The following is a 24,115-nucleotide window of genomic DNA, read 5'->3' on the forward strand; positions in this document are numbered from 1 at the left end:
TGACGGGCCGGTGAGCGGCCCGTCGTGAAGGTTCATGGCCCCTGGGGGGCTGGGAGAGGCGTGGAGATGACGGCTGAGACGTCGATGTCGGAGCAGTCCATCCAGGCGTGGCTCGTCGCGCGCATCACCGCGCTGCTGGGCCTGGAGGGCCAGGCGCTGGACCCCCAGGAGCGGCTCAGCCGCTACGGGCTGGACTCCGTGAAGGTCGTGGCGCTGATGAAGGAGCTGGGCGGAGCGCTGGGGCGCCCCGTGTCGCCGCTGCTGTTCTGGCGGCACGCCTCGGTTCACGCGCTGGCGTCCGCGCTCGTCCGTGGGGACGCGGAGTCCCCGCCCGCGGCGGCGACGGAGGGCGCGCGCCCCGTGGATGAGCCCATCGCGGTGGTGGGCCTGGCCTGCCGCATGCCGGGCGCGCCGGACGTGGCCACCTTCTGGCGCCGCCTGTGCGAGGGGTACGACGCCATGCGCGAGGTGCCGGCGGAGCGCTGGGACATCGACGCGTACCACGACGCCGAGCCCCAGGCGCCGGGGAAGATGGTGGCCCGCCGCGCGTCCTTCGTGGATGGCGTGGAGGGGTTCGACCCGCTCTTCTTCGGCATCTCCCCGCGCGAGGCGGCGGAGATGGACCCGCAGCAGCGGCTGATGCTGGAGCTGGCGTGGGAGGTGCTGGAGGACGCGGGCGTGCAAGCCCCGACGCTGCGGGACTCGGACACGGGCGTCTTCGTGGGCGCCATCTGGCATGACTACGCGGTGCTGCACCAGGGCGCGTGCGCGGCCGTCACGCCGCACACGGCGACGGGGCAGGCGCTCAACATCCTGGCCAACCGCATCTCCTATGCGCTGGGACTGCGCGGGCCCAGCATCACCCTGGACACGGCGTGCTCCTCGTCGCTGGTGGCCGCGCACCTGGCCTGTCAGAGCCTGAGGGCGGGCGAGTGCCGGCTGGCGCTGGTGGGGGGCGTCAACCTGCTGCTGGCGCCGGAGACGAGCGTGGCGCTCACCAAGTTCGGGGGGCTGTCGCCGGACGGGGCGAGCAAGGCGTTCGCCGCGGGCGCCAACGGCTTCGCGCGCGGCGAGGGCGCGGGCATGGTGGCGTTGATGCCGCTGTCGGCGGCGCAGGCGGCCGGCGTGCCCATCTACTGCGTCATCCGCGGCGGCGCGGTGAACAACAACGGCTTCGGCAACGGGCTGACGGCGCCCAGCGCGTCCGCGCAGGAGTCGCTGCTGCGTGACGCGTACGCGCGGGCGGGGGTGGCGCCGGGCCGCGTGCACTACGTGGAGACGCACGGCCCCGGCACGGCCCTGGGAGACCCCATCGAGGCGGGCGCGCTCGGCGCGGTGCTGGGCCAGGGGCGCGCCGAGGCGGGCGCGCTGCTCATCGGCTCGGTGAAGACGAACATCGGCCACCTGGAGGGCGCGGCGGGCATCGCCGGGCTGCTCAAGGTGGTGCTGGCGCTGTCGCGCCGGCGCGTGCCGCCCAACCTCCACTTCGACGTGCCCAATCCGCTCATCGACTTCGGCGCGCTGCGGCTGAAGGTCCCCGAGCGGCTGCTGCCCTGGCCCGCCGAGGAGGAGCGGGCGCTGGCGGGGGTGAGCGCCTTCGGCTGGGGAGGCACCAACTGCCACCTGGTGCTGGAGGAGGCGCCGGGCACGCGCGCGGAGCTGCTGATGCTGGCGGCGTCGGACGCGGAGGGGCTGCGCGCCCAGGTGGAGGAGGTGGCGGCGCGGGCCACCGACGCGGCGTCCCTTGAGACGCTGGCGGCGCTGTGCCAGTCGCCGGCGGGAAACGGGGGCACCGGCGCGCACCGCGGGGCCTTCATGGCTCGCACTCGCGCCGAGCTGCTGGAGCAGGCGCGGGCCTTCCTGGCGGGACAGGCGCGCGTCGGGCTGATGGTGGGGAGCCCGGCGCGCCCCTCGCCGCGCGTCGCCTTCGTGTGCACGCCCCAGGGCTCCCAGTGGGAGGGCATGGGGCGTGAGCTGCTGTCGCGCGAGCCCGTATTCCGCGCGCGGGTGGAGGCGCTGGACGCGGCGTTCCGGCCCCTGGCGGGCTGGTCGCTGGTGGAGGCGCTGGTGACGCCGCACCCGCGCGCCGAGGACGCGGACGTGGTGCAGCCGCTGCTCTTCGCGGTGCAGGTGGGGCTCGCGGCGCTGTGGCGCTCGTGGGCCGTGGAGCCGGAGGTGGTGGTGGGCCACAGCCTGGGCGAGGTGGTGGCCGCCTGCGTCACCGGCGCGCTGAGCACGGAGGACTCCGTCTGGCTGGTCCACCACTACAGCCGGCTGCAGCAGCGCACCGCGGGCCGCGGCGGCATGGCGCTGGTGGGGCTGCCGGCCGTCGACGTGGAGGGGCTGCTGTCGCCCCTGGAGGGGCGGGTGGTGGTAGCGGGCTACAACGCCCCGTCGACGACGGTGGTGTCCGGCGAGGCGGGGGCGCTGGATGCGCTGCTCGCGGAGCTGTCCTCGCGCGGGGTGTTCTGCTCGCGCATCCCCGTCAACGTGGCCGCGCACAGCCCCGAGATGGATGCCATCCGCGAGGACCTGGACGCGGCCTTCGCGCGGCTGCGGCCCCGGGCGGGCGCCCCGCGCTGGGTGTCCACCGTGACGGGCGAGGACCTGGAGGGGGCGTCGCTGGAGGCGTCGTATTGGAGCCGCAACCTGCGCCAGCCGGTGCGCTTCTCGCAGGCCATCGAGAAGCTCGCGGCGGAGGGCATCGACACGTTCATCGAGCTGAGCGCGCACCCGGTGATGCGCCGCTCGCTGGAGCAGGCCCTGGCCCGGACGGGGCGGGCGGCGCTGACGGTGGCGTCCATTCGGCGCGACGACGCGCGCGGTGGGCTGCTGGATGCGCTGGGCGCGCTGTTCGCCTGGGGCGTGCCGGCGCGCGGGGTCGGCGCGAAGCCGGTGGAACGGGCGGCGCTCCTGCCGCTGTCCGCGAGGACGCCCCAGGCGCTGTCGGACCTGGCGCGCGCGCTGGTGGCGCGCTGGGACGAGTCGCCCGCGCCGTCGCTGGCCGACGTGGCGCGCACGCTGGCGCTGCACCGGGCGCCGTTGGATCAGCGCCTGGCGCTCGTCGCGAAGGACGTGGCGGGCGCGCGCGAGGGGCTGGAGGCCTTCCTCCGCCAGGCGCCGCGTCCGGGGCTCGTCGTGGGGCGGGGGCCCGTGCCCTCGCGCACGCCGGTGGTGTTCGTGTTCCCTGGCCAGGGCTCCCAGTGGGTGGGCATGGGGCGCGAGCTGCTGTCGGCCGAGCCCGCCTTCCGCGCCGCGATGGAGGACTGCGACGCGGCGCTGCGGACCTTCGTGGACTGGTCGCTGCTGGAGGTGCTGGCTTCGAGCGAGGCGGGCTGGCTGGAGCGCATCGACGTGGTGCAGCCGGCGCTCTTCGCGATGCAGGTGGGGCTGGCGCGGCTGTGGCGCTCCTGGGGCATCGTCCCGGACGCGGTGGTGGGCCACAGCATGGGCGAGGTGGCCGCGGCGCACGTGGCCGGGGCCCTGTCGCTGGAGGACGCGGCGCGCATCATCTGCCGTCGGAGCCGGCTGCTCCTTCGCACCAGCGGGCAGGGCGCCATGGCGGTGACGGAGCTGACGCTCGACGAGGCGCGCGAGGTGCTGCGCGGCGTGGAGGACCGGCTCTCGGTGGCCGCGAGCAACAGCCCGCGCTCCACGGTGCTCTCCGGAGACCCCCACGCGCTCCAGCAGGTGCTGGAGACGCTGGCGCAGCGGCAGGTCTTCTGCCGGCCCGTGAAGGTCAACGTGGCCTCGCACAGCCCGCAGATGGAGCCGCTGCGCGAGGAGCTGCTCGCGCTGCTCGACGGCCTCGCGCCGCGAGCGGGCGAGGTGCCGCTGCACTCGACGGTGCTGGGCCGCGTGGCGGAGGGGACGGAGCTGACGCCCGCGTACTGGGTGCGCAACCTGCGGGACCCGGTGCTGCTGTCGCCGGTGATGGAGTCCCTGGTGGGCGCGGGGCACGGGCTGTTCGTGGAGGTGAGCGCGCACCCGGTGCTGCTGCCCTCCATCGAGCAGACGCTCGCGCACCTGGGCCAGGCGGGCACGGTGCTGCCTTCGCTGCGGCGCGAGCAGCCCGAGCGCGAGGTGATGCTGGAGTCGCTCGGGCGGCTCTACACCGAGGGCCGCGCGGTGGCCTGGCGCGCGGTGACGCCAGAAGAAGGGCGCCAGGTGGCGCTGCCGACGTACCCCTGGCAGCGGGACCGGTACTGGTTCCAGCCGGGCGCGGCGGGCGCCTCCCGGGGCGCGGGGCAGGGGCACCCGGTGCTCGGCGTGTCGCGCCGGTCCTCGCTGCGGCCGGGGGCGCGCTTCTGGGACGTGGACGTGGCGGTGGAGCGGCTGCCCTACCTGAAGGACCACCGCGTGCAGGGCGCGGTGGTGCTCCCGGCGGCGGCGTACCTGGACTGGGCGCTGGCCGCGGCGCGCGAGGGCCTGGGCGACGGCCCGTGGGCCCTGGAGGACGTGCGCATCGACGAGGCGCTGGCGCTGCCCGAGGAGGGCTCGCGGCCGACCCAACTGGTGCTGATGTCCGAGCCGGCCGGGGGCGCGTCGTTCAAGGTGTCGAGCTTCGTGCCCGTGTCGGGCGCGGGCGCCGAGGTCTGGACGGCGCATGCGTCCGGGGCCGTGCGGCCGCTGGGCGCTGGGGGCGAGGCGACGGCGGTGCCGCTGGACGAGGTGCGGCGGCGGTGCGCCCCGTCGCGCGACGGGGCGGCGCACTACGAGGAGATGGCGGCGCGCGGCCTGGGCTATGGGCCGACGTTCCAGGGGCTGCGCGAGGTGTGGCGGCGGGATGGGGAGGCGCTGGGGCGGCTGGAGGTGCCCGAGGCCCTGGGCGCCGTGCGGGGGCTGCACCCGGCGATGCTCGACGCGGGGCTTCAGGTGCTCCTGGAGGCGCTGCCCGCGGGCGGCGGCACCCACGTCCCGGTGCGGGTGCGCCGCTTCACGGTGTCGCGCGCGAACACGCCCGTGCGCTGGGCCCACGCGCGCGTGGCGGAGCCCGTCGCCGGTGAGCCCCTCCTGGAGGCGGACGTGTGGCTCCTCGACGAGGAGGGGCTGCCCGTGGCCGAGGTGAGGGGCCTGGTGCTGGCGCCGCTCGCGGGACAGCGCGACGCGCGGCGGGTGGCCCAGGACCAGGCGCTCTTCGAGCTGGCGTGGCACCGCGTGGAGGCGACCGCGACGTCTACCTCTGCGGGGGCGCCCTGGCTCGTGCTGATGGATGGACAGGGCCACGGCGCCGCGCTCGCGCGCCAACTGGAGGCGCGAGGCGAGACGTGCGTGCGGGTGGACGTGGGGACGGGCTTCCGCGCGCTGGGGCCCGGGCACTTCGAGGTGGCGCCGGGCTCGCGTGAGCACTTCCAGCGGCTGCTGGCGGAGGCGTTCCCGGACGGAGCGCCCTGTGGCGGCGTGGTGTACCTGTGGGCGCTGGAGTCCGCCGAGGTGGAGGTGGCCGGGGCGCGCGCCAGCGACGAGGCCGAGCGGTGGTGCGGCGGCGCGCTGCACCTGGTGCAGGAGTTGACGCGGGCGGCCTGGCGCGCCGCGCCCCGGCTGTGGCTGGTGACGCGGGGCGCGCAGGCCGTGGGCGAGGAGCGCCGGGTGTGCGCGGTGCAGGGCGCGCTGTGGGGCCTGGGCCGCGTGGTGTCGCACGAGCATCCGGAGCTGCGGTGCACCTGCGTGGACGTGGAGGAGCTGGCGCCGGAGGCGGTGGCCCCGGCGCTGGCGTCCGAGCTGCTCTGTGGCGCGAAGGATGAGCAGGTGGCCCTGCGCGCGCGGGGGCGGCACGCGGCGCGGCTGGCGCGGCGCCTCCCGGTGGAGTCCTCGCGCGAGTCCGTGGAGCCGAGGCTCCCGGCGGCGGGGCGCGCCTTCCGGGTGGAGATTCCCACGCCCGGCGTGCTGGACCGGCTGGTGGCGCGGGTGGCCGAGCGGCGGCGTCCGGGGCGCGGCGAGGTGGAGGTCCAGGTGGAGGCGGCGGCCCTCAACTTCATCGACGTGATGAAGGCGATGGGCATCTACCCGGGGCTGCCACCGGGGCCCGTCTCGCTGGGCGGCGAGTGCGCCGGCCGCGTGGTGTCCGTGGGCGAGGGCGTCACGGGCCTCGCGCCGGGGCAACGCGTGGTGGCGGTCGCCGGGAGCAGCCTGGCCTCGCACGTCATCGCGGACGCGCGCTTCGTGCGTCCATGCCCCGAGCGCCTGAGCGCCGAGGAGGTCGCCACCGTGCCGCTCGTCTTCATGACGGCGTGGTACGCGCTCGAGCACCTGGGCCGGCTGCGTCAGGGGGAGCGCATCCTCATCCACTCGGCGGCCGGAGGACTGGGGCTGGCGGCGGTGCAGGTGGCCCAGGCCCGGGGCGCCGAAATCTTCGCCACCGCGGGCACGCCCGAGAAGCGTGAGTTCCTGCGCGGCCTGGGCATCGCGCACGTCATGGACTCGCGCACGCTGGCCTTCGCCGACGAGGTGAAGCGGCTGACGAACGGCGAGGGCGTGGACGTGGTCCTCAACTCGCTCTCGGGGGAGGCCATCCCCCGCGGCCTGGAGCTGCTCGGGCCGGATGGCCGCTTCCTGGAGGTCGGCAAGCGCGACATCTACGACGGCCGGGCGCTGGAGCTCACGCCGTTCCGCAAGAGCATCTCGTACACGGCCATCGATTTGGCGGGCCTCCAGGAGCGCAAGCCGGTGCTGTTCGCGCGGCTGCTCCAGGAGGTGATGGAGCAGATGGAGTCCGGCGCGCTGCGGCCCCTGCCGTACCAGCGCTTCCCCGCCTCGCGCGTGGCGGAGGCCTTCCGCGAGATGGCGCAGGGGCGGCACACCGGCAAGCTCGTCATCGGCATGGAGGACCCGGCGCTGACGGTGGCCCCCGCGCGCGCGGGCTTCCGGGTGCGCGCGGACGGGACGTACCTGGTGACGGGCGGTCTGGGCGGCCTGGGCCTGTCGGCGGCGCAGTGGCTGGTGGAGCACGGCGCGCGTCACCTGCTGCTGATGGGCCGCTCCGCGCCGTCCGACGCCGCGCGCCGGATGCTGGCGGAACTGGAGGCGCGGGGCGCGCGGGTGGAGGTGGCCCGGGCGGATGTCTCGGACGCGGAGCAACTGGGGGCCGCGCTGGCGCCGACGCGGAGCGGGGCGCTGCCGCCCCTTCGCGGCGTGCTGCACTGCGCGGGCGTGCTGGAGGACGCCACCCTGGCGCGGCTGACGACGTCGCACCTGCGCACGGTGATGGCGCCCAAGGTGCGTGGCGCCTGGAACCTGCACCAGCTCACGCGCGACGAGCCCCTGGACTTCTTCGTCCTCTACTCGTCGGTGGCGTCGCTGCTGGGGCTGCCGGGCCAGGGCAACTACGCGGCGGCGAACGCGGCGATGGACGCGCTGGCGCACCACCGGCGCGCGGTGGGCCTGCCGGCCCTGAGCGTCAACTGGGGCCCGTTCGCGGACGTGGGCCTGGCCGCCGCGCAGGCCAACCGGGGCGAGCGCCTGGCGTACCAGGGCATGGCGAGCTTCACGGCGCGCGAGGGCGAGGCGCTGCTCCAGCGGCTGCTCGACGAGGGCGCCACGCAGGCCGCCGCGGTGCGCCTGGACGTGCGCCAGTGGCTGGAGTTCTTCCCGTCCGTGGCGCCCCTGCGCGTCTGGTCCGAGCTGAGCGCGGAGGGACGGGGCGAGGTGGCCCGCCCCGGCTCGGACTTCCTGGCCGCGCTGAGGCTGGCGGAGCCGGGCGCGCGCCTGGAGCTGCTGGAGGCGCACCTGCGCGAGCGAATCGCCCAGGTGCTCCGGCTGGAGCCCTCGCGCGTGGGACGGGCGGACCCGTTCCGGGCCCTGGGGCTCGACTCGCTGATGAGCCTGGAGCTGCGCAACCGCGTCGAGGCGTCCCTGGGGCTGACGCTCTCCGCGACGCTCTTGTGGACGCACTCCACGCTGGGCGCCTTGAGCGCCCACCTGCTCGAAAGACTGGAGCTCGCGCCGGTGCGCGAGCCCGCAACCCCTTCACCGTCGACGGAGGGCCAGGCGCGCGCGGCCGAGGAGTCCGCCGCGGAGCTGGCGGCCCTCTCGGATGAGCGCCTGCTGGACCTCTTCGACGATGCGCTGACCGCGCTGGAGAACGAATCGTGAGTGACGCGACCCATGAGAATGAACTGAAGCAGCGCATGGCGCGCGCCGTGCTCGCGATGCAGAAGGTGCAGGCGAAGCTCGACACGCTCGAGAAGGCGCGCACCGAGCCCATCGCCATCGTCGGCATGGGGTGCCGCTTCCCGGGCGGGGCGGACTCGCCCGAGGCATACTGGACGCTGCTGGAGGAGGGGCGGGACGCCGTGCGCCGCGAGCCGGCGTCGCGCCGCCAGGGGCCGGAGGCGGGCGCGCCTCGCTGGGGTGGCTACCTGGAGGAGGTGGACGGCTTCGACGCGGACTTCTTCGGCATCTCCCCGCGCGAGGCGGCCAGCCTGGACCCGCAGCAGCGGCTGCTGCTGGAGGTGAGCTGGGAGGCGCTGGAGGACGCGGGGCAGAACCCGGAGAAGCTCCTGGGCTCGTCCACCGGCGTCTTCGTGGGCATCACCGGCAACGACTACGAGCGCGTGCTGCCCATGGGGGCGGACCAGCTCGACGCCTACTACATCACCGGCAACGGCCACTGCTTTCCGCCCGGGCGCGTCTCCTACGTGCTGGGCCTCCAGGGCCCGAGCCTCGCGGTGGACACGGCGTGCTCGTCGTCGCTCGTCGCGGTGCACCTGGCCTGCCAGAGCCTGCGGCTGGGGGAGTGCAACCTGGCGCTCGCGGGCGGGGTGAACCTCATCCTGGACTCGCTGAGCACGGAGATGATTGAGCGCACCCAGTCGCTGTCACCCAATGGGCGGTGCAGCACCTTCGACGCGTGGGCCAACGGCTTCGTGCGCGGGGAGGGCTGCGGCGTCATCGTGCTCAAGCGCCTGTCGGACGCGCAGGCGCAAGGGGACACCATCCTGGCGGTGGTGCGAGGCTCGGCCATCAACCAGGACGGCCGCTCGACGGGGCTGACGGCGCCCAACGTGCTCGCGCAGCAGGCGCTCCTGCGTCAGGCGCTGGCGAACGCGCGGGTGGAGCCCTCCGCCATCGGTTACATCGAAGCGCACGGCACGGGCACGTCGCTGGGTGACCCCATCGAGGTGGAGGCCCTGGCCGACGTGGTGGGCGCGCCAAGGGCGGACGGCAGCCGGTGCGCGCTGGCGTCGGTGAAGACGAACCTGGGCCACCTGGAGTCCGCGGCCGGCATCGCGGGGCTGATGAAGGTCGTCCTCTCGATGCGACACGAGCGCATCCCCAGGCACCTGAACTTCACCCGGCTCAACCCGCGCATCCGCATGGAGGGCACGGCCTTCGTCATCCCGGCGGAGGGCGCGCTGCCGTGGGCCCGCTCGGAGAAGCGGAGGCTCGCGGGCGTCAGCTCGTTCGGCATGAGCGGGACGAACGCGCACATCGTGCTGGAGGAGGCCCCCGCGCGCGCGGTGCCCTCGGTGGCCCCGAGCCGCCCGGCCTCGCACCTGCTGCTCTTGACGGCGAAGTCGGAGGACGCGCTGGTGGAGCAGGCGCGCCAGTACGCGAGCCACCTGTCCGCGCACCCGGAGCTGGACGCGGCGGACGTGTGCTTCACCGCGAACACCACGCGCGCGCGCTTCAACCACCGGAGTGTGGTGGTGGGCGAATCGACGCAGGCGCTGGCCGAGGCGCTGCGAGGCTTCGCCCGGGGCGAGCTCTCGGACGCGGTGGCCGCGGGCGAGGCGGCGCCTCGGGCTCCGCGGGTCGCCTTCCTCTTCACGGGGCAGGGCAGCCAGTACGTGGGCATGGGCCGGGAGCTGTACGCGGCCTCGCCGGTGTTCCGTGACGCGCTGGACCAGTGCGCGCGGCTGCTGCGGCCCCGGATGGAGCTGCTGCCCGTGCTCTTCCCGGCCGAGGGGGCGCACTCCCCCATCGACCAGACGGAGTACAGCCAGCCGGCGCTGTTCGCGCTGGAGTACGCGCTGGCGCAGGTGTGGAAGGGCTGGGGCGTGGTGCCGCACGCGGTGATGGGCCACAGCGTGGGCGAGTTCGCCGCGGCCGTCGTCGCCGGCCACCTGTCGCTGGAGGACGGCCTGGCGCTCATCACCGAGCGGGGCCGCCTGATGCAGGCGCTGCCCCCGGGCGGTGCGATGCTCAGCGTCTTCGCGACGGAGGCCCAGGTGCGGCCGTTGCTGGAGCCGCACCTGGACCAGGTGTCGCTGGCCTGCCTCAACGCGCCCGGCCAGGTGGTTCTGTCCGGCGCGGGCGCGGTGCTCGCGCGGCTCGACGCGGAGCTTCAGGCGCAGGGCGTGCGCACCAAGGCGCTCGTCGTCTCGCACGCGTTCCACTCGCCGCTGATGGAGCCGATGCTCGACGCGCTGGAGGCCCAGGCCGCCCGCGTCACGCCGCTGCCGGGGGCGATTCCCCTCGTGTCGAACGTGACGGGCCGGCCCGTGGGGACAGGGGAGCTGGGCGCGCCGGGGTACTGGCGCCGCCACGCGCGCGAGCCGGTGCGCTTCCAGCAGGGCATGGAGTCGCTGCGCGAGCTGGGCATCGACGTGTTCGTCGAGGTGGGCCCCACCGCCACGCTGCTGGGCCTGGGCCGGGCGTGCCTGGGCGAGCAGGCGGCGTGGATTGCCTCCTTGCGCAAGGGGCGTCCGGACGCGGAGCAGTCGCTGGGCGCGCTGGGGCGGCTGTTCCTCCAGGGGTACGACGTGGACTGGCGCGCGGTGGACCCGGAGCCTTCGCGCGGCAAGGTCGCGCTGCCCACCTACCCGTGGCGCCGCCAGCGCTACTGGCCAGTCGTGTCCGCGCGGCTCCCGGTGGAGCGCTCGGAAAGCGCCCCCGCGCATGACGGCGCCGTGGCGGCGACGACGCTGGACGCGGCCTCGTTGCTCCAGGTGCGCTGGGAAGCGTCGACCGCGAGCGGCCCGGGTGAGGGGGCTCCGGGGGCGTGGATGCTGCTGTGTGACCAGGGGGGCGTGGGCGAGGCGCTCGCCGCCCGCCTGGAGCAGCGGGGTGTGCCGCACGTCAAGGTCTACGCGGGCGCTTCGTCCGTGCCGGGGGCCCTGGCCGTGGACCCGGCCGACGGCGTGGCGCTGGCGAAGCTGTGGCGAGAGAGCTTCCCGCAGAGCCTGCCGCGCGCGGGCGTGGTGCACCTGTGGGGTCTGGATGTTCCGGGCGTGGAGTCGCCGGGGGCCCTGCGGAGCAGCGCCCGGGAGCGCTGCATCAGCGTGGTCTCCGCGCTGCGGGCGCTCGAGTCCTCCGAGGCGCTCTCCGGCCGGCTCTGGGTGGTGACACGCGAGGCGTGCGCGGTGGAGGCGGGCGGGGCCCCGGTGGAGCCGTCGCAGGCGCTGCTCTGGGGCCTGGGCCGCGTGGCGGCGCTGGAGCATCCGGAGCGCTGGGGCGGGCTGGTGGACCTGGAGTCGGCGGGCGGGGACGCGCAGGTCGCCGCGCTGGAGGAGGTGCTCACGCGGGGCGCTGGCGAGGGCGAGGAGCAGCTCGCGCTGCGCGGCGGGCGGCGGTTCGTTCCCCGGCTCGCGCAATGCCCGCTGCCCCCGGCGAGGACGGCGACGCTGGAGGCGGCGGCGACGTACCTCGTCACGGGAGGCCAGGGCGAGCTCGGGCTTCACGTCGCGCGGTGGATGGTGAGGCAGGGCGCGCGGCATGTGGTGCTGACGGCGCGCAGCGCCTTCCCGGAGCGGGCGGATTGGGACGCCCTCGCGGCTCGCGGTGGGGACGTGGCCGCGCGCATCCTGGCGGTGAAGGGCCTGGAGGCCGCGGGCGCCACGGTGGTCCTCGCGCGCACGGACGTGTCCCGGCGCGAGCAGATGGCGGAGCTGCTGGAGCAGGTGCGCACGACGATGCCGCCGCTCAAGGGTGTGGTGCACGCGGCGGGGGTCTCCACGCACGCGCGGCTGCGGGAGCTGGATGCCTCCGCGCTCGACGCCGTGCTGGCGCCGAAGGTGGAGGGGGCATGGCATCTCCACGAACTCACGCGGGAAGCCTCGCTGGACTTCTTCGTCCTCTTCTCGTCCATCTCCGCGGTGTGGGGCTCGGTGGGCTCCGGGCACTACGCCGCTGGCAACGCGTTCCTGGACGCGCTCGCGCAGCACCGGCGTGCGTTGGGGCTGTCGGCGACGAGCATCAACTGGGGGCCGTGGGCGGGCCGGGGCATGGCCTCGCCCGACGCGCAGCGATGGCTGGCGAACATGGGCGTGGACTCCCTGGAGGTGGGGGAGGGCGTCGCCTGGTTCGAGCGGCTGCTCGGCGCGGACCTCACGCAGGCCACGGTGGCGCGCGTGAGGTGGGAGCGCTTCAAGCCCATCTATGAGGCGCGCGGTCGCCGGCCGTTCCTGGAGGCGATGGGCGCGGAGGCCGCCGCGCCCACCGTGGCTCCGGCGGCGAGCGCCGCGCCCGTGCTGGGACGCGACGCGCTGGAGTCAGCGGTGCGCCAGCAGGTGGCGGGGGTGCTCGGGTTGGACCCGAAGCGGCCCATCCCGTCGGGGCGTGGCTTCGCGGACCTGGGCATGGACTCGCTGATGGCGGTGGAGTTGAGGGAGCGGCTCCAGCGCGTGGTGGGACAGCCGCTGTCGGCGACGCTGGTCTTCAACTACCCGAACGTCCAGGCCCTCACGGAGTACCTGGTGGGCCTGGTGACGGAGCGGACGCCTCGGACCGAGGCCCCCGAGGCGAAGCGCGTCGCGCACGCGGATGAGCCCATTGCCATCATCGGCATGGCCTGCCGCTTCCCTGGGGACGCGGATTCGCCCGAGGCGTACTGGCGCCTGCTGCGCGACGGCGTGGACGCCACCACGGAGGTGCCCGCGGACCGCTGGGACGTGGACGCGCTGTTCGACGTGGACCCGGAGGCGCCGGGGAAGGTGTACATGCGCAAGGGCGGCTTCCTGCGCGACGTGGCGGGATTCGAGCCGCAGTTCTTCGGCATCTCCCCACGCGAGGCCGAGAGCATGGACCCCCAGCAGCGGCTGCTGCTGGAGGTCGGCTGGGAGGCGCTGGAGCGCTCGGGCATCAACCCGGACACGCTGCGGGACACGAACACGGGGGTCTTCGTGGGGATCACCGCGTCGGACTACTCGCGCGTCATCCTCAACCAGGACCCCTCCGCGGTGGATGCGTACTTCGCGTCGGGCACGTCGCTGAACGTGGCGCCGGGCCGGCTGTCATTCGCGCTGGGGTTGCATGGGCCGAGCATGGCGGTGGACACGGCGTGCTCGTCGTCGCTCGTCGCGCTGCACCTGGCCTGCCAGAGCCTGCGCAGCGGTGAGTCCACCCTGGCGCTGTCGGGTGGCGTGAACCTCATCCTCACGCCCGAGGCCACGCTGTCCATCTGCAAGGCGCACATGCTCTCGCCCGAGGGCCGGTGCAAGACGTTCGACGCCTCCGCGGACGGGTTCGCCCGCGGCGAGGGCTGCGGCGTGCTGGTGCTGAAGCGGCTGTCGGAGGCGGTGGCGGAGGGGAATGAAGTGCTGGCGGTGATTCGAGGGACTGCGGTGAACCACGACGGGCCGAGCAGCGGACTGACGGTGCCGAACGGGATGGCGCAGCAGGCGGTGATACGGCAGGCGCTGGAGAACGGAGGGGTGAGCGCGGGGGAGGTGAGCTACGTGGAGGCGCACGGGACGGGGACGTCGCTGGGGGACCCGATAGAGGTGGACGCGATGTGGGGCGCGCTAGGGGAGGGGCGGAGCGGAGAGTCGCTGTGGATGGGTTCTGCGAAGACGAACGTGGGGCACTTGGAGTCAGCGGCGGGAGTGGCGGCGGTGATGAAGGTGGTGCTGTCGCTGAGGAACAAGCAGTTGCCGCCGCACCTGCACTTCAAGACGCCGAACCCGCACATCGGCTGGGAGCGGATGGCGGTGGAGGTGCCGACGAAGCTGACGGCGTGGGAGCCGGCGCAGGGGCGGCGCGTGGCGGGCGTGAGCTCCTTCGGCTTCAGCGGCACCAACGCGCACGTCGTCATCGAGGAGGCTCCTGCTCCGCGTGAGACGCCCGTGCTCCAGGAGCGCTCGAGGCACGTGCTGGTGGTGTCCGCGAGGAGCCCGAGCGCGCTGGAGGAGCAGGCGAGGAGGTACGCGGGAGCGCTGGGAGAAGCGTCGGTGGGGGACGTGTGCTTCACGGCTGCGGTGGGGAGGGCGCACCTGGAGCAGCGGATGGCGGTGGTGGGAGGGAGCGCGGAGGAGCTGAAGGAGAAGCTGGAGAGGGCGGCGGCTGGAGAGGTGGTGGGGGGCGTGGTGAAGGGGAGCGCGGTGGGGAGGGAGAAGCGGAAGGTGGCCTTCCTCTTCACAGGGCAAGGGAGCCAGTACGTGGGGATGGGGAAGGAGCTGTACGGGAGTCAGCCGGCCTTCAGGGAAGCGTTGGACGCGTGCGCGAAGGTGCTGGAGGGGGTGCTGGAGAAGCCGCTGCTGGAGGTGATGTTCGCCGGGGGCAGCGAGCTGGACGAGACGAGGTACACGCAGCCGGCGCTGTTCTCGGTGGAGTACGCGCTGTGGAGGATGTGGAGGAGTTGGGGGGTGGAGGCGGACGCGGTGCTGGGGCACAGCGTGGGGGAGTACGTGGCGGCGGTGGTGGCAGGGGTGATGGGGATGGAGGACGCGCTGCGGTTGGTGGCGGAGAGAGGGCGGTTGATGCAGGGGGTGGGAGGTGAGGGGGAGATGGTGGCGGTGGAGGGGCCAGGGGAGTGGGTGGAGGAGGCGCTGAAGGGGCTGGAGGAGAGCGTGTCGGTGGCGGCGAGGAATGGCCCGAAGCAGTGGGTGGTGTCGGGGCTGAAGGAGGGGGTGAGGGAGGCGGAGAGGAGGCTGGCGCAGAGGGGAGTGAAGACGAAGAAGCTGAAGGTGTCGCACGGCTTCCACTCGCCGCAGATGGAGCCGATGTTGGAGGGCTTCGAGGCGAGGGTGGGGGAGGTGAAGTTGGAGGCGCCGAAGCGGGTGCTGATTTCGAATGTGAGCGGGGAGAGGGCGGGTGAGGAGGTGGCGAGCGCGAGGTACTGGCGCACGCAGGTGAGGGAGGCGGTGAGATTCGCGGAGGGGATGGAGGCGTTGAGGAAGGAGGGGGTGGGGATATTCGTGGAGGTGGGGCCCGCGCCGGTGCTGGTGGGGATGGGGAGGCAGACGCTGGAGGAGGAGGGGCTGGAGTGGGTGGCGACGCTGAGGAAGGGGAGGGGCGAGTGGGAGACGGCGCTGGAGGCGCTGGGTGCGCTGTACGTGAAGGGAGTGGAGGTGGCGTGGGGGGAGTACGAGAAGCCGTACGCGCGACGGACGGTGGCCCTGCCCACGTACCCCTTCCAGCGGCAGCGCTATTGGTGGACCCGCGACACCCAGGGCCGGGGGGCGCTGCTCGCGCCGCGTGAGTCGAAGGACCTCAAGCCGCACCTGGGGACGCGGCTGTACTCGCCCGCGTTCGACGACATCATCTACAGCACGACGCTGGGGGCGTTCCGTCCGGCGTACCTCGATGACCACCGCCTCTACGGCACGGTCGTCACGCCCGCGGCCTCACACCTGTCGATGGTCCTCTCGGCGGTGGCGGAGACGTTCGGTCCGCTCGCCTGCACGCTGGAGAACCTCACGTTCCATCAGGCGTTGGTGCTCGCGGATGACGAGCTGCGCCCGCTCCAGCTCATCTTCTCGCCGCACGCGGAGGGCTACTCCTTCAAGCTGATGACGCAGGGCGAGTCCGGTGACTGGGTGCTGCACGGCACGGGTGAGCTGCGGGTGGACCCGTCGCGGGTGTCCTCGCCTCGGCCGCTGCCCGCGCGCGAGGACGTGCTGTCGCGCTGCACCGAGGCGCGCTCGGGAGACGACTTCTACACGTTCTTCCGCGCCATGGGCTACACGCTGGGCCCCAGCTTCCGCTGGATTGGCCCCTTCCAGCGCAGCCAGGACGAGGCCTTCGGTCAGATGCGGCAGCCCGAGTTGCCCGACTCGCCGGACAACTACGCGCTCTACCCCGGCCTCATCGACTCGTGCTTCCAGATGCTCGCCAACTGGATGGTGAGCGACGCGACGAGCCTGGCGGACGCGCTGGCGATTCCCTTCAGCGTCTCGCAGCTCAACTTCTTCCGGCGCCCGGAAGGGCCGCTGTGGTGCTACGCGAAGTCCGCGGCGGGCGAGCGCGCCGTCACGGAGGAGGTCCTCAGCGGCGACGTTCAGCTCTTCGACGAGCACGGCCCGGTGGCGGAGATTCTCGGCTTCCACGCTCGCCGCGCCAGCCGGGAGGTCCTCCAGGCCAGCACGCACAAGCAGTCCGAGGAGCGCGTCTACGAGGTGGCCTGGACGCCGGAGCCCCTGCCGCCCGCGCCGCTGCCCGCCGCGCAGCCGCATCCATGGCTGCTGTTGGTGGACGGTCAGGGCGTTGGGGCGCGGCTCGCCGCGCGACTGGAGGAGCGCGGTGAGTCCGTCATCCGCGTGCGCCCGGGCACCGCGTTCCGGGCTACGGCCGACAGGCGCTTCGACGTCGATGCGCGCAGCCCGTCCGACTTCAGCCGACTGCTGCGCGAGGCCCTGAACGGAGCCCCGTGCGCGGGGGCCGTCTACCTGTGGGGGCTCGACGCGTCCGTGGAGGAGACGCAGTCCTCGCAGGCCCTTCAGCAGGCGACGCTTCAGGCCACGACGGGAGCGCTGCACCTGACGCAGGCGCTCGTCGCCAGTGGCGGCCCGGCTCCCCTGTGGCTCGTCACGCGAGGGGCACAGCCGGCGGATGGCGTGGCGGTGTCCTCGCCCGTGCAGTCCTCGCTGTGGGGCCTGGGGCGCGTCATCGACCTGGAGCACGGAGAGCTGCGCTGCGGCCGTGTCGACCTGGACCCCAGGGACACAGAGGGCGGCGTGGAGTCGCTGCTCGCCGAGTTGCTGCGCTCCGCGGAGGCGCCGGGCCTGGAGGTGGCCTTGCGCGGGGAGAAGCGCCTCCGGTCCCAGCTCCAGCGAGCGAAGGGCATGGTGGCGGCGGCCCTCGCCTTCCGCGCGGACGGCGCGTACCTGATTACCGGCGGACTGGGGGCGCTCGGCCTGGCGGTGGCGCGGTGGCTGGTGGAGCACGGCGCGCGTCACCTGGTCCTCGTGGGACGACGCGAGCCCACGGCGGAGGCCCGCTCGGTGCTCCACGCGTTGGAGCAAGCGGGGGCCACGGTCACCGTGGCTTCGACGGACGTGGCGCGTGAGGCGGACGTCGCGGCGCTCCTGGCGCGCATCGACGCGGGGCCGGTGCCGCTGCGAGGACTCTTCCACGCGGCGGGCCTCGTGGAGGACGGGGCGCTGGTGCAGCAGGACCTCCAGCGCTTCGAGCGGGTGATGACGCCCAAGGTGGCCGGTGCGTGGAACCTCCACCGCCTCACCGAGGGCCGGCCGCTGGATCACTTCGTGCTCTTCTCGTCGGCCGCGGCGCTGCTGGGCTCTCCGGGCCAGGGTGGGTATGCGGCGGCCAACGCCTTCCTGGACGCCCTGGCGCATTTGCGGCGTGCCCGGGGCCTGCCGGCGCTCTCGCTCGACTGGGGCCCGTGGGCCGAGGTGGGGATGGCCACGGACGCGCAGGTGGCCAGGGCGCTGGAGCGCCGAGGCATCCGCGCGCTGCCCACGGCCCAGGGGCTGGAGCTTCTGGGCAAGGCGCTGGGGCAGCGTCAGGCGCAACTGGGCCTCATGAGCATCCGGTGGCCGACGTACATCGAAGGCCTGGGCCGGCTGGGGCGCTCGGCCTTCTACGCGGCGGTGGCGCCCGCGCGGAAGGAGGCGCCGCACGCGAGTGCTCCGACTCCGAAGAAGCAGTGGTTGGCGGAGCTCCAGGGCGCGCTGCCACATGCGCGGCACGGGCTGCTCGTCCGCAGGCTCCAGGAGGCGGTGGGGCGCGTGCTCCGGCTGGAGGTGGCGGGGGTCGACTGGAGCCAGGGCTTCACGGACCTGGGCATGGACTCGCTGATGGCCATCGAGCTGCGCAACGCCCTGCAGGACGGGCTGGGGCAGTCGCTGCCTTCGACGGTCGCGATGAACCACCCCAACGTGGACTTCCTCGCCGACCACCTCATCGAGGCTGTCTTGAAGTTCAACGACGAGAAGAAGCCCGCCGTGGCGCGTGAGGTGCCTGGCGATGGCGAGCTCGAGGTGAGCCTCGACGCGCTCTCCGACGCGGAGCTGGCCCGGCTGGCGCTCGCGGACCTGGCAACGGATTCCTGAGGAACATCGACATGACGACCGAGGACATCAACTACCGGCAGATTGTGCAGCAGCAGCTCGTGAAGATTCGGAAGCTGGAGGCTCGGCTGGAGAAGGCCGAGTCGACGCCCCGCGCGGAGCCCATCGCCATCGTCGGGATGGCGTGCCGTTTCCCCGGTGGGGTCACCACGCCGGAGGCGTATTGGGAGCTGCTGCGCGACGGCGTGGACGCCACGACGGAGGTGCCGGCGAATCGCTGGGACGTGGACGCGCTCTATGACTCGAAGCCGCAGGTGCCGGGGAAGATCAACACCCGTCGCGGCGGCTTCCTGAAGGACGTGGACCAGTTCGACGCCCAGTTCTTCGGCATCTCTCCGCGCGAGGCCGCGGCGATGGACCCGCAGCAGCGGTTGCTGCTGGAGGTCGGCTGGGAGGCGCTGGAGCGCGCGGGGCATCCGGTGGAGCGCCGGGCCCGCCAGCGCGTGGGCGTCTTCGTCGGCGTGATGAACACCGACTACAGCCAGCGCCTGCTGGCGAACGCGGACCTGTCCCAGTTGGACCCGTACTTCGGCACGGCCAAGGGCGCCTGCTTCAGCGCGGGGCGCCTGTCGTATGCCCTGGGCTTCCAGGGGCCGAGCATGGCGGTGGACACGGCGTGCTCGTCATCGCTCGTCGCGCTGCACCTGGCCATCCAGAGCTTGCGCCTGGGCGAGTGCCCCGTGGCGCTCGCGGGCGGCGTGAACCTCATCCTCTCCCCGGAGCTCAGCGTCTACCTGTCGAGCAGCGGCGCGCTGTCTCCCGAGGGGCGGTGCAAGACGTTCGACGCCTCGGCGGACGGCTATGCCCGCGGCGAGGGCTGCGGCGTGCTGGTGCTGAAGCGGCTGTCGGACGCGGTGGCGGACGGGAATGAAGTGCTGGCGGTGATTCGAGGGACTGCGGTGAACCACGACGGGCCGAGCAGCGGGTTGACGGTGCCGAACGGGATGGCGCAGCAGGCGGTGATTCGGCAGGCGCTGGAGAACGGAGGGGTGAGGGCGGGGGAGGTGAGCTACGTGGAGGCGCACGGGACGGGGACGTCGCTGGGGGACCCGATAGAGGTGGACGCGATGTGGGGGGCGCTAGGGGAGGGGCGGAGTGGGGAGTCGCTGTGGATGGGTTCTGCGAAGACGAACGTGGGGCACCTGGAGTCAGCGGCGGGAGTGGCGGCGGTGATGAAGGTGGTGCTGTCGCTGAGGAACAAGCAGTTGCCGCCGCACCTGCACTTCAAGACGCCGAACCCGCACATCGGCTGGGAGCGGATGGCGGTGGAGGTGCCGACGAAGCTGACGGCGTGGGAGCCGGCGCAGGGGCGGCGCGTGGCGGGCGTCAGCTCCTTCGGTCTCAGCGGGACGAACGCCCACCTCATCCTGGAAGAGGCGCCTCCGAGGCCGGAGCCCGTCCGGAAGCACGACGTGGTGGAGCGCCCGAGGCACGTGCTGGTGGTGTCCGCGAGGAGCCCGAGCGCGCTGGAGGAGCAGGCGAGGAGGTACGCGGGAGCGCTGGGAGAAGCGTCGGTGGGGGACGTGTGCTTCACGGCTGCGGTGGGGAGGGCGCACCTGGAGCAGCGGATGGCGGTGGTGGGAGGGAGCGCGGAGGAGCTGAAGGAGAAGCTGGAGAGGGCGGCGGCTGGAGAGGTGGTGGGGGGCGTGGTGAAGGGGAGCGCGGTGGGGAGGGAGAAGCGGAAGGTGGCCTTCCTCTTCACAGGGCAAGGGAGCCAGTACGTGGGGATGGGGAAGGAGCTGTACGGGAGTCAGCCGGCCTTCAGGGAAGCGTTGGACGCGTGCGCGAAGGTGCTGGAGGGGTGCTGGAGAAGCCGCTGCTGGAGGTGATGTTCGCCGGGGCAGCGAGCTGGACGAGACGAGGTACACGCAGCCGGCGCTGTTCTCGGTGGAGTACGCGCTGTGGAGGATGTGGAGGAGTTGGGGGGTGGAGGCGGACGCGGTGCTGGGGCACAGCGTGGGGGAGTACGTGGCGGCGGTGGTGGCAGGGGTGATGGGGATGGAGGACGCGCTGCGGTTGGTGGCGGAGAGAGGGCGGTTGATGCAGGGGTGGGAGGTGAGGGGAGATGGTGGCGGTGGAGGGGCCAGGGAGTGGGTGGAGGAGGCGCTGAAGGGGCTGGAGGAGAGCGTGTCGGTGGCGGCGAGGAATGGCCCGAAGCAGTGGGTGGTGTCGGGGCTGAAGGAGGGGGTGAGGGAGGCGGAGAGGAGGCTGGCGCAGAGGGGAGTGAAGACGAAGAAGCTGAAGGTGTCGCACGGCTTCCACTCGCCGCAGATGGAGCCGATGTTGGAGGGCTTCGAGGCGAGGGTGGGGGAGGTGAAGTTGGAGGCGCCGAAGCGGGTGCTGATTTCGAATGTGAGCGGGGAGAGGGCGGGTGAGGAGGTGGCGAGCGCGAGGTACTGGCGCACGCAGGTGAGGGAGGCGGTGAGATTCGCGGAGGGGATGGAGGCGTTGAGGAAGGAGGGGGTGGGGATATTCGTGGAGGTGGGGCCCGCGCCGGTGCTGGTGGGGATGGGGAGGCAGACGCTGGAGGAGGAGGGGCTGGAGTGGGTGGCGACGCTGAGGAAGGGGAGGGGCGAGTGGGAGACGGCGCTGGAGGCGCTGGGTGCGCTGTACGTGAAGGGAGTGGAGGTGGCGTGGGGGGAGTACGAGAAGCCGTACGCGCGACGGACGGTGGCCCTGCCCACGTACCCCTTCCAGCGGCGTCGCCACTGGCACGCCGAGCCCGCGCCCCAGCCGCGCGTGGCGTCGGCCCCGTCGTCCGTGGTCCGCGTGGCCTCGCAGCTCCAGGCCTCGAGCGAGACGGGCAGCGTGGGCGTGGCGGACGTGTACTCCGACTTCGGCCGCTCCTTCGAGCGCTTCAACACGCGCGGCCAGGAGCTGTACCTGCACTGGGCCCCGCTGCGTGAGGTGCCCCAGGGCTTCTCCTGGCTCAAGGTCTTCTACCCGGACCTCTTCCCCGAGGACGACCATGTCCACTTCGAGCGCGTCTACGGCGAGGCCCTGCGCGAGCTGCGCGCCGTCACCTACCGCGCGGTGGACTTCTCCTCCATCCGGCGGGTGCTCGACATCGGCTGCGGCTACGCGTCGGACCTCATCGACCTGGCGAAGCACCACGCCCACCTCAAGCTGGATGGCTACAACATCACCCTCGCGCAGGTGGAGGCGGGCGCCCGCAAGGTGAAGGAGCGCGGACTCCAGGACAGCATCCGCCTCTTCAACCGCGACAGCTCCCGCGACGAGTTCCCGGACCAGTACGAGCTCATCCAGGCGTTCCAGGTCATCCACCACATCGAGGACAAGCGCGGCGTGCTGGACAACATCCAGCGGCACCTGGCCAACGGCGGCCTGCTGGTGGCCTCGGACATCGTCTCCACCGTGGACGAGACGCTCCGCCACGAGGAGTCCGAGGCGCACCTGCTGCCACGCAAGGCATGGGCGGAGCTCTTCGCCGAGGCGGGCCTGCGCATCATCGGCTGCGTGGACCTGAGCCGCGAAATCAGCAACTTCTTCGATGACCGCGAGTACGACGCGGCCATGGCGCGGCTCAAGCAGAACATCACCGCCGCCGAGAGCGCCTTCATCGTGGGCCCCCACATGCTGGGCAAGCTGCTGGGCACGGGGCTCGCGCAGTACCTGGTGCTCACGCTCCAGAAGGAGCCGTTCCTCAGCCGCGACATCCTGCGCTCGATGAACCAGCGCTACCTGGAGGCGCCCCAGGCCTACGCGGACATCGTCGCCCACGCGGACGCCGAGGGGCGCTTCCCGCTCGAGGCCCCGCGCTCGGCTCCCATTGCCGCGCGCTCCACCGCGTCCCCGGGCGCACTGGCGCTGTCGGAGGACCCCGTCCAGGCGAAGCGCCAGCTCCAGGCCTTCCTGGAGGAGCGCATCCGCCAGGTCCTCCGGCTCGACAAGGAGGACCCCGTGCGCTTCGACGCGACGTTCATCTCGCTGGGCTTCGACTCCTTCACGGGGCTCCAGCTCAAGAAGGTGCTGGAGAAGGAGCTGGGCCTGTCGCTGCCCATGGCCCAGCTCTTCGAGGACCTGAGCCTGGAGGCCCACGTGGAGCGGATGCTCGCGGGGCTGAAGCGCTCCGCCCCTGTCGCCGAGCCGCCGCGGGCCGCGGACGTGGACGCCATGTCCGAGGACGAGGTCAACGCCCGCCTTCAAGCCCTGCTCAATCCCTAGTCGTCATCTCTTCACTCCAACGCAACGCCCAACACTCATGAGCCTGAAAGACCTCCCCATCACCCTCGCTGGCAAGCTGCACGACATCGAAATCGTCCACTTCACCGTGGACCTGGATGAGATGAAGCAGCACATCCCCTCTCAGTTGAAGGTCCGCTCGGTGGGCGGAAAGTCCGTGGTGTCACTGGTGAACGTGACGCCGCACAACATGGGGCCCCAGTTCCTGCCCCCACCCCTGCGCCCCACCTACCAGGCGTTCCTCTTCCGCACCCTGCTGGAGGACGCCGAGTACAACGAGGAGAAGCAGGACAAGGGCCTGTATTTCACCGCGGTGCGCTCGCCCAGCTTCATGGCCCGCGCGGGCCTCAAGCTCTTCACCGACATCGTCATCGAGTCTTGCGTCACCACGCGCACCGGCGACCGCGTGGACCTGCGCACCGGTGACCGCTTCGTGCGCTACGAGCTGGATGACCACGCCCCGGTGACGGCCGACCCGGAAATCGAGGACATCGCCAACACGCTGGACCGCGCCTATACCGTCAACGCCGAGGGCGTGGTGCGGCGCGTGGTCATCGAGCGCTACCGTTGGCCGCTCAAGCAGGTGCACTGCAAGGACTTCGAGACCAACTTCTTCAAGTCCGCCGAACCGCGCGCCTGCTACAAGGTGACGGAGATCATCGACTACATCTGGAAGCCCTTCGAGGTCATCTCGAGGCCCCGGGCGTGAGCGGCCCGCTGCCCTACTCGGGCTCCGAGTACTGGAAGAACTACCTGCTGCGCTGGTACGGCGGCGAGGAGACGCTGCGGCAATGGACGCGGCACGTGCGCGAGAGCACGTACCGCGGACAGAACCGCTCTCACGCGCTGGACCTCTATCCGGGCGCGAGCCCCGAGCGGCCCGTCGTCATCCTGGTGCCGGGCTCGGTGTCCTACGGACGGCTCTTCGCCTACCCGGCGCTGCTGCTGCGCGAGCGGGGCTACAACGTCATCACCTTCGACTTCGAGGGCTGCGGCCTGGACCGCCACGGCCTGGGCGACTACACGCTGGAGGCGCACGTGCGCAACCTGGTGGACGTCATCCAGCGCGCCCGCCAGGAGTTCCGCGGCCCCGTCGTCACCTTCGGGCTGAGCTTCGGGGGCATGACGTCCTATCTCGCCGCCGAGCGCACGCCGGTGGACGCCATGGCCTGGTACGCCTGCGTGGACCCGAGCGACCGCGAGTTCATCCAAACGGAGTTCAGCCCCGGCAAGGCCATGCCGCTGGTGGTGAGCGCCTTCCGGGGGCTGGCGAAGCTCCTGCCGAGGGTGCGCGTGCCGGTGAAGGCCTTCCTCCAGTACTCGCGCCTGTCGGACTCCGTCGAATTCAACGAGGCCTACGGCAAGGACCCGCTGGTGGGCGGAAGCTGCACGCTGAGGGCCATGGTCAGCGTGATGTCGGACTACCGGAAGAGCGTCCCCTTCGGCGACGTGCGCTACCCGTTCCTCGTCATGCATGACCAGAACGACCGGATGTTCCCCATGAAGTACAGCCGCAAGACGTACGAGCAGCTCGGCGACATCCCCAAGGCCTATGTGGAGCTGTCGGGGCAGGGCCACTGGCCCACCACCCCCGAGGGCATGAAGGCGCTCGTCGCGCCGCTCGACACCTTCCTTCAGGGCCTGCCCCTGGGGGCGCGGGCCGCTGGCGCCTGACGTCCACGCAAGCAGCCGGGCGGAGCGCGCGCCCGGCCGCGCGGCGTGGA

The 24,115-nt window shown here is 72.9% G+C and carries 6 protein-coding genes; all 6 read left to right on the forward strand.

What is annotated here, in order from left to right; genetic code table 11:
* The first annotated feature begins 66 nt into the window (after positions 1-66).
* The 6 genes from KGD87_RS35335 to KGD87_RS35360 are packed head-to-tail and all read left to right on the forward strand — an operon-like array spanning position 67 to position 24,065.
* The gene (locus tag KGD87_RS35335; protein WP_284665313.1) at positions 67-8,091 is read left to right on the forward strand and encodes a type I polyketide synthase; all 8,025 of its coding nucleotides are present in this window, start codon (positions 67-69) and stop codon (positions 8,089-8,091) included.
* Positions 8,088-18,170 carry a type I polyketide synthase gene (locus KGD87_RS35340; RefSeq protein ID WP_284665314.1) on the forward strand — a complete coding sequence of 3,361 codons (10,083 nt, stop codon included), beginning with the start codon at positions 8,088-8,090 and terminating at the stop codon, positions 18,168-18,170. Before KGD87_RS35335 ends, KGD87_RS35340 begins: the two co-directional genes overlap by 4 nt.
* Before the next feature lie 11 nt (positions 18,171-18,181).
* The gene (locus KGD87_RS35345; RefSeq protein WP_284665315.1) at positions 18,182-20,017 is read left to right on the forward strand and encodes a type I polyketide synthase; all 1,836 of its coding nucleotides are present in this window, start codon (positions 18,182-18,184) and stop codon (positions 20,015-20,017) included.
* A gap of 19 nt (positions 20,018-20,036) precedes the next feature.
* Positions 20,037-22,373, forward strand: coding sequence for an acyltransferase domain-containing protein (locus KGD87_RS35350; protein ID WP_284668732.1), 2,337 nt, complete (start codon positions 20,037-20,039; stop codon positions 22,371-22,373).
* Positions 22,374-22,410: 37 nt separating this feature from the next.
* On the forward strand, positions 22,411-23,100 hold the full coding sequence (locus KGD87_RS35355) for a DUF2071 domain-containing protein (protein ID WP_176421047.1): 690 nt from the start codon (positions 22,411-22,413) through the stop codon (positions 23,098-23,100).
* Positions 23,097-24,065, forward strand: coding sequence for an alpha/beta fold hydrolase (locus KGD87_RS35360; protein ID WP_284665316.1), 969 nt, complete (start codon positions 23,097-23,099; stop codon positions 24,063-24,065). Before KGD87_RS35355 ends, KGD87_RS35360 begins: the two co-directional genes overlap by 4 nt.
* Positions 24,066-24,115: the final 50 nt, after the last annotated feature.

The sequence above is a fragment of the Myxococcus sp. SDU36 genome (assembly GCF_030168875.1).
Taxonomy (GTDB): Bacteria; Myxococcota; Myxococcia; order Myxococcales; family Myxococcaceae; genus Myxococcus; species Myxococcus vastator.